Here is a 14,242-nt window from a genome sequence, read left to right as displayed (position 1 = left end):
GTTGCGAGAGCCTGCGCCGCACTGTTTAAAAACGCACAGCAGCTGGGTAAAAACTAACATTTTTAAGACGAAAACTAACAACTAGGATGGAGCCAATAAGAAAAACAAGCGAGACCTCAGATGCCCATTGCAGCTGCTGAATACGATTACGTAGTCGTCGGCGCCGGCCCCGCCGGTTGCCTGCTGGCCAACCGACTGTCCGCCAACCCCGCCCACCGCGTGCTGCTGCTTGAAGCCGGTGGCCGCGACAATTACCCCTGGATCCATATCCCCGTCGGCTACCTGTTTTGTATCGGTAACCCACGCACCGACTGGTGCTTCAAGACCGAAGCCCAGGAAGGCCTGCAAGGCCGTGCACTGAGTTACCCACGCGGCAAGGTGCTGGGCGGCTGCTCCTCCATCAACGGTATGATTTATATGCGCGGCCAGGCCCGGGATTACGACGGTTGGGCTGCGCAAGGCAACGCCGGCTGGGCCTGGAAGGACGTACTGCCGCTGTTCAAGCAGAGCGAAAACCATTTTGCCGGTGGCTCGGAATTTCACAGCGACGGCGGTGAGTGGCGCGTCGAGCAGCAGCGCCTGCATTGGCCGATCCTGGATGCCTTTCGCGATGCGGCGGCGCAAAGTGGCATCGCGCCGATCAGCGACTTCAACCAGGGCGATAACGAAGGCTGCGGCTACTTCCAGGTCAACCAGAAAGCCGGGGTACGCTGGAATGCGGCCAAGGCGTTTCTCAAGCCGATCCGCCAGCGGCCGAATCTGACGGTGCTGACCGAAGTGGACGTGGACCGTGTGGTCCTGGAAAACGGCCGCGCATCCGCGGTGGTCGGGCGTCAGCACGGCCAGCCGGTGAGCTGGAAAGCGCGCAAGGAAATCGTGCTGTGCGCCGGCTCGGTCGGCTCACCGGGCATCCTGCAGCGCTCGGGGATCGGCCCCTCGAATGTGCTCAAGCCGCTGGGCATCCATGTGCTGCATGAACTGCCTGGCGTGGGCGGCAACCTGCAGGATCACCTGCAGTTGCGGCTGATCTACACGCTGGAAAACGCACGAACCCTGAATCAGATCGCTGGCACCCTGTTGGGCAAGATGGGCATGGGCCTGCGCTATCTGTATGACCGCAGCGGTCCACTGTCGATGGCGCCCAGCCAGCTCGGTGCTTTTGCTCGCTCCGGCCCGGAACAGACCTCGGCCAACCTTCAATACCATGTACAACCGCTGTCCCTGGAGCGCTTCGGCGAGCCGTTGCATGCATTCCCGGCATTCACCGCATCAGTTTGCGACCTGCGCCCGCAGAGCCGTGGCCGTATCGATATCCGCTCGGCAAACCCGGCGGATGCGCCATTGATCCGGCCCAACTACCTCAGCCATCCGGAAGACCTGCGGGTTGCCGCCGACGCGATCCGCCTGACGCGGCGCATTGTCGCCGCACCGGCGTTGAGCGCGTACAAACCGGTGGAATACCTGCCCGGCGACGCGCTGCAAACCGAAGCACAACTGCACGAAGCCGCCGCACGGATCGGCACGACCATCTTCCACCCGGTGGGCACCTGCCGCATGGGCAGCGACACCGACGCCGTGGTCGACGCCCAACTGCGCGTGCACGGCGTGCCCGGCCTGCGCATCGCCGATGCCTCGGTCATGCCCCGCATCACCTCCGGCAACACCTGCTCACCGACACTGATGATCGCGGAGAAAGCCGCGCAATTGATCCTTTCGCCGAACACAAGGAGCCTCGCCCCGCAGAAAGACACGGTTCATGCAATCTGAATAGCGGCGCCGCACCCGGCGCCGACAGTGGAACAACAATAAATAATCACTGTGAGGGATACCCGATGTCAGAACACGCTCAACCCCTGGGCTCCGCGGTCCGCGCGAGCACCGGCAGCGAATCAAGAAAAGTCATTTTCGCCTCGTCCCTGGGGACGGTGTTCGAGTGGTATGACTTTTTCCTGTACGGCGCCCTGGCGGCGGTGATCAGCAAGCAGTTCTTTGCCGGGGTCAACGACACCACAGCGTTTATCTTTGCCCTGATGGCCTTTGCCGCCGGCTTTGTAGTCCGGCCGTTCGGCGCGTTGGTGTTTGGGCGCCTGGGCGACATGATCGGGCGTAAATACACCTTCCTCGTGACCATTATTTTGATGGGCGTGGCGACCTTCTGTGTCGGGCTGTTGCCCACCTACGCAAGCATCGGCATTGCGGCGCCGGTCATTCTGATCGTGCTGCGCATGCTGCAAGGCCTGGCATTGGGCGGCGAGTACGGCGGCGCAGCCACCTATGTGGCTGAACATGCGCCCGCCGGTAAACGCGGCCTGCACACCAGCTGGATTCAATCCACCGCGACCCTCGGCCTGCTGCTGTCGCTGCTGGTGGTGCTGGCCTGCCGTTACTTCACCGGCGACCAGTTCGAGGTGTGGGGCTGGCGTATTCCGTTCCTGTTCTCCATCGTGCTGCTGGGCATTTCCACCTGGATTCGCATGAGCCTGCATGAGTCACCCGCGTTCCTGAAAATGAAAGAGGAAGGCAAGGCCAGCAAGTCGCCGATCCGCGAGTCCTTCGGCAAGTGGGAAAACCTCAAGGTGGTGCTGATCGCGCTGTTCAGCATCAACGGCGGGCAAGCGGTGACCTTCTACGCGGCGCAATTCTACGTGCTGTTCTTCCTCACGCAATTCCTGAAGATGGACCCGGCGCTGGCCAACATGCTGTTGATCATCAGTGTGGTGATCGGCGCGCCGTTCTTTATCCTGTTTGGCTGGCTGTCGGACAAGGTCGGCCGTAAGCCGGTACTCATGCTCGGCTTGTTGCTGGCCACCGTGCTGTATTTCCCGATCTTCAAGGGGTTGGCGCACTACACCAACCCGGCGATGGACCAGGCCAGCCACCAGGCCCCGATTACCGTACTGGCCGACCCGGCCACCTGCACCTTCCAGTTCGACCCGGTGGGCAAGGCGCGTTTTGACAGCCCGTGCGACAAGGTCAAAACCTTCCTGGTCAAGCAGGGCCTGCCATACAGCAGCGCTGTAGCCCCCGCGGGCAGCCCGGTACAAGTAAGCGTCGGTGACGTGCGCATCGATGGCTTCGACGAAGCCGCCCTGCGCGGCGCGGTGACCCTGGCCGGTTACCCGACGTCGGCGGACATGGCCCAGGTCAACAAGGTGATGGTCGTGGTGCTGATCGTGGCGCTGATCCTGATCGCCGCGATGTGCTACGGCCCGCTGGCGGCGTTGATGGTAGAGCTGTTCCCGACGCGCATCCGCTACACCTCGATGTCCCTGCCCTACCACATCGGTAACGGCTGGTTTGGCGGGTTCCTGCCGACCGTATCGTTTGCCTTGGTGGTGTACACCGGCGATATTTTCTATGGCCTGTGGTACCCGGTGGTCGTGACCGGGGTCAGTTTGATTGTGGGGTTGTTCTGCCTCAAAGAAACGCGGAATGTGGACATCAATAACAACTGATCTAAAAAACGCCGAACATCCCCTGTGGGAGCGGTCTTGCCCGCGATGGCGATTGTTCAGTCACCGTTGTAATGACTGACACATCGCTATCGCGGGCAAGCCCACTCCCACATTTTGGTTTCGCGGTGCTCACACACATTGCTGTACATCCATACAGATAATGGTTGCTCAAATCCTTCTGACTCAGCATCCTGCAAGGCATCAACCCGATGTGACGTGATGACCATGCGGCTGTACCTCTGTGAAAAACCCTCCCAGGCCAAGGATATCGCGGCCGTGCTCGGCGCCAGTCGTCGTGGCGATGGCTGCTGGCTGGGCAATGGCGTCACAGTGACCTGGTGCATCGGCCACCTGCTGGAAACCGCCCCGCCCGATGCCTACGACGCCAAATACAAGCGTTGGGTGCTGGCCGACCTGCCGATCGTTCCGGAAAAATGGAAGATGCGGGTCAAGCCCAAGACCGCCAGCCAGTTCAAGGCGGTCAAGCGTTTGCTGGGGGAAGCGCAGGAACTGGTGATCGCCACCGACGCCGACCGTGAGGGCGAGATGATCGCCCGTGAACTGGTGGAGCATTGCCGTTACCGCGGGCCCATCCAGCGGCTATGGCTGTCGGCGCTCGATGACGCCTCGATTCGCAAGGCCCTGGCCGCGCTCAAGCCGGGCGCCGAGACTTTCAGCCTGTATCACTCGGCCCTCGGCCGCTCCCGCGCCGACTGGCTGATCGGTATGAACATGAGCCGTTTGTTTACCTTGCTCGGGCGCCAATCCGGTTATCAAGGCGTGTTGCCGGTGGGCCGGGTGCAAACCCCGACGTTGCGCCTGGTGGTGGACCGCGACCGCAGCATCGCAGACTTTGTGCCGGTGGCTTATTGGGCCATCGATGTCGACCTGCGCCATGAACGCATGACCTTCACCGCGCAATGGCGCGCCAGCGAGGACGCCTGTGATGATCAGGGCCGCTGCCTCAACCCGCAACGGGCTCGGGAGGCCGCCGATGCGATCACCACTGCCGGTACTGCGCGCCTGGTGAAACTGCGTACCGAACGCATGCGCGAGGTAGCCCCCCTGCCCTTCGACCTCGGCACATTGCAGGAAATCTGCTCGAAGAAGCTCGGCCTCGGCGCCCAGGAAACCCTGGATATCGCGCAATCCCTTTACGAAACGCACAAGGTCATCACCTACCCGCGCAGTGATTGCGGCTACTTGCCGTTAAGCCAGCACGGCGACGCGCCGAAGATTCTCGCAGCGCTGGGCCGTGCGGATGCGGCGGTGAACGAGCTGATGCCGCATATCGACCCGCAACGCCGTTCGCGAGCCTGGAACGACGCCAAGGTCAGCGCGCACCACGGCATCATCCCGACCGGCGCAGGCAAGGACGTCGGGCAACTCACCGGCAAACATCGCGCGGTCTACACCCTCATTCGTGCGCGTTACCTGGCGCAGTTCCTGCCCAACCATGAATACGATCGTACCCAGGCGGATTTCGACTGCGCCGGCCAGGCGTTGCGCGCAGTCGGCAAGGTCGTCATCGAGCCGGGCTGGAAGCGCGCGCTGCCCGAAGCGCTGGCGCCCGCCAAGGGCCGAGAGGCCGCCGCACCGCAAGCGTTGCCGACGCTGGTGCAGGGCCAGGATTATGCGGTGGCCAAGGTCAACCTCAAGGACCTGTGGACCCAACCGCCCAAGCCGTTCACCGAAGGCGACCTGATCAAAGCGATGAAAAACGTCGCCAAACTGGTGGAAGATCCACTCCTCAAGCAAAAACTCAAGGACACCACCGGGATTGGCACCGAAGCCACGCGCGCCGGGATCATCCAAGGCCTGCTGGACCGTGGTTACCTGGTCAAAAACGGCAAGGCACTCTCCGCGACTGCGGCGGCGTTCAGCCTGATCGACGCGGTGCCACGGGCGATTGCCGACCCCGGCACCACCGCGATCTGGGAACAGGCACTGGACATGGTGCAAAGCGGTGAAATGAGCCTGGAAGAGTTTGTCGCCAAACAGGCCGCCTGGATGAGTAAACAAGTGGCGCGCTGCAATGGCATGCGCATGACCATCAGCGGCCCGGCCAGCCCTGCAGGCCGAGGCGCTACGCCGTGGAAAAAGAAACGCAAGAGCACCCCGCGCAAAACGCCAGCCACCCCCGCCAAGCGAGCGAAAAAACCGACAAATGCTGGATAACGTCGAAAAAATCCGGCGAATGACGTTTTTCGACGGGTTTAACGCCGCTTTGGACCTTGCTCCGTCGTGGGCCGTCTAGGATTCTGTAGGTGACCCGCTGACTTCCCAACAACAACACCGGAGTGGCCGCCATGAAGACCGTTGCACAATTGCTCAAAGCCAAGGACCAGAAGAATCACGACGTCCACACGATCCAATGGGACCACACCGTGTTTGAGGCACTGGTGCGGATGTCCGAGAAAAACGTCGGGGCCTTGCCGGTCGTCAAAGAAGGCACGGTTGTGGGGATCATCAGCGAACGTGATTACGCGCGCAAACTTATACTCAAAGGCTTATCGTCGGTCACCACCAGGGTGGATGAGGTGATGAGTTCACCGGTGATCACCGTCGATACCCATAAAACTGTCGAGGCGTGCATGAACATCATGACCGACAGTCACCTGCGCCACTTGCCCGTGGTCGAAGACGGCAAACTGCTAGGCCTGCTCTCCATCGGTGACCTGGTCAAGGAAGCCATTGCCGAACAGGCTGACCTGATCAAGCAACTGGAGCAATACATCCGCGGCGAATAGGAGACCCCATGCTCGACACGCTGGACTATCAACAGGACCACCTCGATACGCTGCACCGGGCCATGGCTGAACGGCGCTTTTTGGTGTTGACCGGTGCGGGGATCAGTACGTCGTCGGGTATCCCTGACTATCGCGACAGCGAGGGCGTGCGTCGAGGCAAGGCGCCAATGATGTACCAGGAATTCCTGGCCACTCCTCAAGCGCGGCGCCGCTACTGGGCGCGAGCGATGCTGGGTTGGCCACGGGTACGCATCGCCCAACCGAACAAGGCGCATCGGGCGCTGGCGACATTGCAACAACGCGAGCGCATCAGCGGGCTGATCACGCAAAACGTCGATGCCTTGCATGACCAGGCCGGCAGCCATGAGGTGATCGAACTGCATGGCAGCCTGCATTGGGTGCTGTGCCTGGATTGCCAACAGCGCAGCGAGCGCGATGTGATCCAGCGGGTCATGGAAGATCAGAACCCGTATCTGGCCGGCGTTGATGCCGTGCAGGCGCCCGATGGCGATACGCTGCTCGATCCAGCCTTTGAAGAGCGCTTCCAGGTCCCCCACTGCCCTTACTGCAACGGCCAACGGTTGAAACCGGATGTGGTGTTTTTTGGCGAGAATGTCGCCCAGGCAACGGCGGCCAAGGCAATGGCTGCGGTGACGCACGCCGAGGGCTTGCTGGTAGTGGGCTCATCGCTGATGGCCTACTCGGCGTTCCGCCTGTGCAAAGCAATGGTGGAACACGGCAAGCCAGTGATTGCCATCAACCTGGGCAAGACCCGTGGGGATGAGCTGTTACAGGTAAAGATCGAGGCCTCATGCGAGCGGTTGCTGCCCTTGCTGGTCGAGCGATTGGGGCAGTAGGAACACTGCAGATCAAAAAGTGTGGGAGCGGGCTTGCTCGCGAAAGCGGATTGTCAGTTAACAAATGTTTAGCTGACCCACCGCATTCGCGAGCAAGCCCGCTCCCACAGGGTTCGTGTGGTGGTTCGACTATCGTGCCCTTCGACCCACCGCACAAAAAATGACGCCCGAGTCACGTTTTCGCGCATTCTCCCGTCCCTGCTGCGATTTATGTAGTGCTCTAAAAAAATCACTACATAACCGTTGACGTAACCTTTTTGTCCTTGCATTATCGAGACGTCTCCCGGATCGGGAGCGTTGGTAACAAGCGTTTTGAACAAGCTCGTCTGACCGCCGAGCTGTTTTTTCCGGATGTGCACTGCCCACAAGGCAGATTGATGAAGCTGACCGGCTCGAAAGAATCGGTACAAGGGGCTCAAACGCTACTTGTCTTCGTTATGAAACCATTGCGTAGCAGTTCATCAGCAAGACTACATGCATCAGGTTCAAGACCCTGCCCGTATTCGGCAGACCGTCACTGACGCCCGGTTTTCGGAACCGGAGACAACTAAGCAGTATTAACGAATCAACTGATAGATCGCCAACTGGTCAAGGGGCTTACACATGAATCTGAACAACCAACCTACTATCGATGAATTGGCTGAGATGTTCGCAGCGCAGAAAGACAAACTCGACGACCATATCCTGTGGATTGGTAAATCGGGTGAAGTCAACATTGACTGCCTGGCGCCCCATACCGAAGAAGCCGAGTTCGACCGTAACCACCATGAACTGGCGGCGCGCCTGAAGATGTACCGCCGCGGCCAGGGTTATGTTGGCAAGAAAGCGGCTGCCGATCGCAACTTTATCGAGCAAGTTTTTCACACACTTAATACCGAATGGCAGCACCTCAAAGGCCAATCGCAGGTTAAAGTGATTGATAGATACTGCTGATAACAGTGCCACTTAATTTTAAGCCCGCTCGTTTATTCGAGCGGGCTTTTTAATACCTGACGTTGATTAACTTTATAGCCGTGCAGGAAACCTACCCTTCGCCGCTTCATCGCGAAAAATATCAAACAACACCTGCGCCGCCGCCGACAACTCATGCCCGGGTTTGGTCAGAACACCAATGGGCCGCTCGATCACCGGATCGCTCAACGTAATGCAATGGGCACCCGCCTCCTCCATCTGGCGTGCGCACAATGCCGGTACGGCACTGACGCCCAGGCCGTTAGCAACCATCTTGCCCACCGTGGCCAGTTGATGACTCTCCAGCGCCACCGGCAACTTCATCTGCAAGGCACCCAAGTGTTCCTCCAACATCACCCGCACCGTGGAGGGCCGTTGCAGAGTAATGAACGGTTGCTCCAATAAGGTTTTCCAATCGATTTCGGCACACTGTGCCAAGGGCGAATCGCCCGGCACCACGGCGATGAACCGGTCCAGGTACAACGGCGTGAATGCCAATGACGAACCTTCGGACGGTTCGAACGCCACGCCCAGTTCCACCTGACGGTCGCGGACCATCTCCAGTACCTGCTCGTTGATCAGGTCATGCACCGTCACATTCACCTGAGGGTAACGTGCGCGGAATATCTTCAGAATCGGCGGCAGCAGGTTGCCCGCAAACGAGGGCATCGCGGCCACGGTGACGCGGCCACGCTGCAGGGTGAAGCGCTGGCGCAGTTCATCCTCGGCGTTGTCCCACTCCGCAATCAGGCGCCGCGCCAGGGGTAACAACGATTCACCTTCAGGCGTCAGCGCGACGTTGCGGGTATTGCGGCTGAACAGGCGGCCACCCAAGCCCTCCTCCAGCCCCTTGATCGTCAGGCTCAAGGCCGATTGGGAAAGGTGCAGGCGCTCGCAGGCAGCGGCGAAACTCAGGCTCTGGGCCACGGCGAGAAAGGCTCGCATCTGTTTAACGGTCATAAAGCTGCTCCGGGCCACACGTCGACTATGCTGTTTTCTAAATCAATCAACCTTAAAAAACAACTTAACAAATCAATGCGTCGGCGCAACACTCGGCTCATTGGCTGGCCCACAAACAATAAAAGAGGTGCATATGGCAGGTTTCGATAAACGCGTGGCGTCCTATGAAGAAGCACTGGCAGGCCTGGAAGACGGCATGACGGTGCTTTCCGGTGGTTTTGGCTTGTGCGGCATTCCGGAAAACCTCATCGCCGAGATCAAACGCAAAGGCACCCGCAACCTGACCGTGGTTTCCAATAATTGCGGCGTCGACGGTTTCGGCCTGGGCGTGCTGCTGGAAGAAAAGCAGATCCGCAAAGTGATCGCGTCCTACGTCGGTGAAAATGCGCTGTTCGAGAAGCAACTGCTCAGCGGCGAAATCGAAGTAGTGCTCACCCCACAAGGCACCCTCGCAGAAAAAATGCGCGCAGGCGGTGCCGGCATCCCGGCGTTCTTCACCGCTACCGGCGTCGGCACCCCGGTGGCCGAAGGCAAGGAAACCCGCGAATTCAACGGTCGCCCGTACCTGATGGAAGAGTCCATCACCGGCGACTTCGCGATTGTCAAAGGCTGGAAAGCCGACCACTTCGGCAACGTCATCTACCGTCACACCGCCCAGAACTTCAACCCGCTGGCCGCCACCGCCGGCAAGATCACCGTGGTCGAAGTTGAAGAAATCGTCGAACCGGGCGAGCTGGACCCGGCGCAGATCCACACCCCTGGCATCTACGTCGACCGGATCATCTGCGGCACCTTCGAGAAGCGCATCGAACAGCGCACCGTCCGCAAATAATCCTCCAGCCCAAATAATAAGGAGACAAGAAATGGCTCTTACCCGCGAACAAATGGCTCAACGCGTCGCCCGCGAAATGCAGGATGGTTTCTACGTCAACCTCGGCATCGGCATTCCGACCCTCGTGGCCAACTACATCCCCGAAGGCATGGAAGTGATGCTGCAATCGGAAAACGGCCTGCTGGGCATGGGTCCGTTTCCGACTGAAGAAACCATCGATGCCGACATGATCAACGCCGGCAAACAAACGGTGACGGCGCGCATTGGCGCGTCGATTTTCTCCTCCGCCGAGTCCTTCGCGATGATTCGCGGCGGCCACGTCGACCTCACCGTGCTCGGCGCGTTTGAAGTCGACGTACACGGCAATATCGCCTCATGGATGATCCCCGGCAAACTGGTCAAAGGCATGGGCGGCGCCATGGACCTGGTGGCCGGCGCGGAAAACATCATCGTCATCATGACCCACGCCTCCAAGGACGGTGAGTCCAAGTTGCTCAGCCAATGCAGCCTGCCGCTGACGGGCGCCAAGTGCATCAAGCGTGTGCTGACCGATCTTGCTTACCTGGAAATCGAAAATGGCGCTTTTGTCCTCAAGGAACGCGCACCTGGCGTCAGCGTTGAAGAGATTGTGAGCAAGACCGCCGGTAAACTGATCGTCCCGGACCACGTTCCAGAAATGCACTTCCAGTGAGGACAGATTCCATGCAAGACGTCGTGATTGTTGCTGCCACCCGCACCGCCGTGGGCAGCTTTCAAGGTTCGCTGGCCAGTATCCCGGCGCCGGAACTGGGCGCGGCCGTGATCCGTCGCCTGCTGGAGCAGACCGGCCTGGACCCGGCTCAGGTGGATGAAGTCATCCTCGGCCAGGTGCTCACCGCCGGCAGCGGCCAGAACCCTGCGCGCCAGGCGTCGATTCTCGCCGGCCTGCCGCATGCTGTGCCGGCCTTGACCCTGAACAAGGTGTGCGGTTCTGGCCTCAAAGCGCTGCACCTGGGCGCCCAGGCGATTCGTTGCGGCGACGCTGAGGTGATCATCGCCGGCGGCATGGAAAACATGAGCCTGGCGCCGTACGTTCTGCCCGCTGCGCGCACCGGCTTGCGCATGGGCCACGCCAAGATGATCGACAGCATGATCACCGACGGCCTGTGGGATGCATTCAACGACTACCACATGGGCATCACCGCCGAGAACCTGGTGGACAAATACGGCATCAGCCGCGAAGCCCAGGACGCCTTCGCCGCAGCCTCCCAGCAGAAAGCCACTGCAGCGATTGAGGCCGGTCGGTTTGTCGATGAAATCACCCCGATCCTGATTCCTCAGCGCAAAGGCGACCCGGTGGCTTTCGCGGTCGATGAACAACCGCGCGCCGGCACCACTGCCGAATCCCTGGCCAAGCTCAAGCCCGCGTTCAAAAAAGACGGCAGCGTCACCGCCGGCAACGCCTCCAGCCTCAATGACGGCGCGGCGGCGGTACTGCTGATGAGCGCGGATAAAGCCAAGGCACTCGGCCTGCCCGTTCTGGCGCGTATTGCCAGCTACGCCAACGCCGGTGTTGACCCCGCCATCATGGGCATCGGCCCGGTCTCGGCCACCCGCCGCTGCCTGGAGAAAGCCGGCTGGAGCCTGGGCGAGCTGGACCTGATCGAAGCTAACGAAGCCTTCGCCGCGCAATCCCTGGCGGTGGGCAAAGAGCTGGAGTGGGATGCGGACAAGGTCAACGTCAACGGTGGCGCTATCGCCATCGGCCACCCGATCGGTGCCTCAGGCTGCCGCGTGCTGGTGACCCTGCTGCATGAAATGATCAAGCGCGATGCCAAGAAAGGCCTCGCGACGCTGTGCATCGGTGGTGGTCAAGGCGTAGCCCTCGCCCTCGAACGCAGCTGATTCAAGAGCAACATGGAAAAGGCCCGGTTCCACGAAAACCGGGCCTTTTCTTTGCGCGGCAGGCCTGAAAAAACACCCAGATGACTTCACTGTCAGTCGGTACGAGGCACCGCAAACACCGCGCTCGCCCGCGCGACGACCTTCTCCCCCACCTGCAAACTCGCCGTGGCGAACGCCATCTGCCGACCCCGTTGATGATGCTCCAACCGCACCACCATCCACTCACCCACCTGCACCGCGCCCAGGTAGTCCAGGGTCATGCTCGCGGTCATTAACGGCAACGCTGGCTCGCTGGAAAACGCCATCGCATACCCCATGCCGATATCCGCCAGAGTCGCTAACACCCCACCGTGCACCGTGCCGCGCCCATTGGCATGGCGGTTGTCGGCGCGCAGGCCGATTTCCAGCTGCCAACCTTCACCGCGGCAATACGCCGGGCCTAACAAGTCGAGCAACGGGCTGCTGCGCGGCAGCGAGACGAACCCTTCGGGCACAGTGTGAGCGATCATGGCGCGTTCTTCCTTGGCATAAGGTTTGAGGTGTACGCCTGGCTCTGCGAGGCTGCCATCACCATCAGCCACGCAAATCCTGCGCGATGCTTTGCGTAAATACGCCAGACCCGCTTTAATCGCGATCCATTTCCCCTGCACCGCCAAAGGAACTGCCATGCGCCATCTGGAAGGCACAACAAAACCGCTGCTTCTGATCTTGCTGGCCGGCCTGGCCCTGGCGGGTTGCTCGCCCAAGGATCACTCCCGCGCCTCCGTGATCAACGGCGAACAAGGCCGGGCCGGTGCGCAGTTGGCCTATGAGCATGAGCTGACGCTGGCGCTGCCTGGCGCCCTGCTTGCACCACGTATGCACGCTACCCGTGAGGCGTGTGAGTCGGCACGTTTCGGCGCCTGCAATATTCTGGGCATCACCGAGGATGACCATGGCGGCACGCTCATCCTGCGCATCGCGCCTAGCGGCGTGGAGCCGATGGTCACACTGGCCGCTGAAGGCGGGAAACTCGGCCAGCGCATCACCAGTGCCGAAGACCTGGCCGACGCGGTGGCCGATGTGCGCCGTCGCCAGGATCGCCTGCAAGCCCAACAGCAACGCCTCGACGAACTGGCCAAGCGCAAGGACATCAGCGTCAGCGACCTGATCGCCCTGAGCAAGGAACAGGCCGCTGTCGAAAACGAACTGCAGGAACTGGCACAGGTCGCCGCGGGCCAGCAACGTCGCCTTGATACCAACCGTGTGACCCTGAACTTCCGCTCTTCCGACGGTGCGCATCAACAGTCACGCTTCAGCCGAATGTTCAGCAACCTGGGTGACAACCTGGTAAACGGCACGGCGGACGCCCTGGAACGCGCCAGTTATGTGCTGCCGTTTTTGATCCTGGCGTTCCCGGTGGTGTGGTTGTGGGTCTGGCTGTGGCGGCGGTTCGTTAAACGCCGCCCATGATCAGCGCTTCATACAGCGCTGATAGCGCTCATCCACCCGCTTGGCAAACCACGCCGTGGTCAGGTTGCGGGTGATCTTCGGGCTCTTGAGCACGATGCCCGGCAGGATCGCCCGTGGCATCGGCTTGCCTGCCGCCTTATCCGCTAGAGCAAACACACGCTGGTAGAGGGTGGTCTGCTCAAAGTCCAATTGCTCGCCCTGCTCCAGTTGGCTGCGGATGCTGGGGTTGCGCATGTCCAACTTCGAACCCAGTGAGCGCACCGCCAGCTCTGTGGTACCCGGCAGCAGCGACCCATAACGAATCAAATCCCCGTCCAACGCCAGCTCGGTGCCGCTGGCACGGCTGACGGCAGCCTGAAACGCAGCGTTACGGCTGGCATACCAGCCCGCGTTGAAATCGGCGAAGCGGTACAACGGCTGGTCGTAGCTCACCGGGTAACCGAGCAGATGGGTGATACCAAAATACATCCCACCACGACGGGTGAAGACTTCGCGTCGAATCGTGCCATCCACGGTGTAGGGATAATCACGGGCGTGTTGTTGCGCAAAGTCGATGCTGACCTGCATGGGGCCGGCGGTATGCACCGGGTTGAAACCGTCAAACAAGGTATTGCCCAAGGGCACACTGCTGATGAAATCATCAAAGATGCCGCTGAGGTCCTTCTCTGTACGTGCGCCAGTGAGACGATCGGCGTAAGTCTTGCCGCTGGGCGAGCGCAATTGCAGCGTGGCACGCACCACAAACGCCGGGACATGGACCTTGCCGGCACGGCGCAGAATTTCGTCCTGGGCGATCTTGCCCATGTTCGGCACGGGTGGGTCGACCTGGTAGGTGGACTCTTGCTCGGTCACCGCCAGCACAGCGCAGATATGCTCGGTGCTGGGGTAGATTTTCTGGGTGTCGAAAGCGGTGTAAATGTCCTGGGCCCAGCCACTGCGGTCCGGTACCGAGGCTGGCAACAGGCGCACGATCTGCGCCTTTACCTCGGCTTCGCTGCGCTCAGGCTGCTGCGGGCCACGTGGGGTGGAGCAGCCGGCCAGCACCAGCAACGTAGTGAGGCACAGGATCAGACGGCTTGAATACATGGGGCTTCCTTGAAT

General features: G+C 60.7%; 13 protein-coding genes. 10 read left to right on the top strand and 3 right to left on the bottom strand.

What is annotated here, in order from left to right; translation table 11 throughout:
* The first annotated feature begins 120 nt into the window (after window positions 1–120).
* From CPH89_RS21330 to CPH89_RS21305, 6 genes are all read left to right on the top strand, one after another.
* A complete protein-coding gene (locus CPH89_RS21330) occupies window positions 121–1,767 on the top strand; it encodes a GMC family oxidoreductase (protein WP_053255454.1) in 1,647 nt (548 codons plus the stop codon).
* Between the two features lie 65 nt (window positions 1,768–1,832).
* Window positions 1,833–3,455 (top strand): MFS transporter, encoded by a 1,623-nt coding sequence (locus tag CPH89_RS21325; protein ID WP_053255453.1) that lies wholly within the window; start codon window positions 1,833–1,835, stop codon window positions 3,453–3,455.
* 225 nt (window positions 3,456–3,680) lie between these two features.
* On the top strand, window positions 3,681–5,633 hold the full coding sequence (locus CPH89_RS21320) for a DNA topoisomerase III (RefSeq protein ID WP_053255755.1): 1,953 nt from the start codon (window positions 3,681–3,683) through the stop codon (window positions 5,631–5,633).
* A 131-nt stretch (window positions 5,634–5,764) separates the two neighbouring features.
* Window positions 5,765–6,205, top strand: a complete 441-nt coding sequence (locus tag CPH89_RS21315) for a CBS domain-containing protein (protein WP_053255452.1) — start codon at window positions 5,765–5,767, stop codon at window positions 6,203–6,205.
* 8 nt (window positions 6,206–6,213) lie between these two features.
* The gene (locus tag CPH89_RS21310; protein ID WP_053255451.1) at window positions 6,214–7,062 is read left to right on the top strand and encodes an NAD-dependent protein deacetylase; all 849 of its coding nucleotides are present in this window, start codon (window positions 6,214–6,216) and stop codon (window positions 7,060–7,062) included.
* A 603-nt stretch (window positions 7,063–7,665) separates the two neighbouring features.
* Window positions 7,666–7,995 (top strand): hypothetical protein, encoded by a 330-nt coding sequence (locus tag CPH89_RS21305; protein WP_053255450.1) that lies wholly within the window; start codon window positions 7,666–7,668, stop codon window positions 7,993–7,995.
* A 72-nt stretch (window positions 7,996–8,067) separates the two neighbouring features.
* On the opposite strand, the gene CPH89_RS21300 is transcribed toward CPH89_RS21305, so the two are convergent.
* Window positions 8,068–8,973, bottom strand: coding sequence for a LysR family transcriptional regulator (locus CPH89_RS21300; protein WP_053255449.1), 906 nt, complete (start codon window positions 8,971–8,973; stop codon window positions 8,068–8,070).
* Between the two features lie 133 nt (window positions 8,974–9,106).
* Between CPH89_RS21300 and CPH89_RS21295 the strand changes: the two genes are divergently transcribed.
* Genes CPH89_RS21295 through CPH89_RS21285 form a run of 3 tightly spaced genes read left to right on the top strand, consistent with a single transcriptional unit; the run spans window position 9,107 to window position 11,689 of the window.
* Window positions 9,107–9,805, top strand: coding sequence for a CoA transferase subunit A (locus tag CPH89_RS21295; protein WP_053255448.1), 699 nt, complete (start codon window positions 9,107–9,109; stop codon window positions 9,803–9,805).
* 31 nt (window positions 9,806–9,836) lie between these two features.
* Window positions 9,837–10,496, top strand: coding sequence for a CoA transferase subunit B (locus tag CPH89_RS21290; protein ID WP_053255447.1), 660 nt, complete (start codon window positions 9,837–9,839; stop codon window positions 10,494–10,496).
* An 11-nt stretch (window positions 10,497–10,507) separates the two neighbouring features.
* Entirely contained in the window at window positions 10,508–11,689 is a 1,182-nt protein-coding gene (locus CPH89_RS21285; RefSeq protein WP_053255446.1) for an acetyl-CoA C-acetyltransferase, read from the top strand.
* A gap of 92 nt (window positions 11,690–11,781) precedes the next feature.
* Here the strand turns inward: CPH89_RS21285 and CPH89_RS21280 are convergent, their stop codons facing one another.
* Window positions 11,782–12,198 (bottom strand): PaaI family thioesterase, encoded by a 417-nt coding sequence (locus CPH89_RS21280; protein ID WP_053255754.1) that lies wholly within the window; start codon window positions 12,196–12,198, stop codon window positions 11,782–11,784.
* Window positions 12,199–12,355: 157 nt separating this feature from the next.
* Here CPH89_RS21280 and CPH89_RS21275 point away from each other — a divergent pair, with 157 nt between their 5' ends.
* On the top strand, window positions 12,356–13,141 hold the full coding sequence (locus CPH89_RS21275; protein WP_053255445.1) for a DUF4349 domain-containing protein: 786 nt from the start codon (window positions 12,356–12,358) through the stop codon (window positions 13,139–13,141).
* On the opposite strand, the gene CPH89_RS21270 is transcribed toward CPH89_RS21275, so the two are convergent.
* Window positions 13,142–14,227, bottom strand: a complete 1,086-nt coding sequence (locus tag CPH89_RS21270) for a DUF1615 domain-containing protein (RefSeq protein WP_053255444.1) — start codon at window positions 14,225–14,227, stop codon at window positions 13,142–13,144.
* Between the last annotated feature and the right edge of the window lie 15 nt (window positions 14,228–14,242).

Source organism: Pseudomonas fluorescens (assembly GCF_900215245.1).
In the GTDB taxonomy this organism is placed as follows: domain Bacteria; phylum Pseudomonadota; class Gammaproteobacteria; order Pseudomonadales; family Pseudomonadaceae; genus Aquipseudomonas; species Aquipseudomonas fluorescens.
The sequence above is the reverse complement of the archived record's forward strand: the minus strand, read 5'-3'. Positions and strand labels throughout refer to the sequence as shown.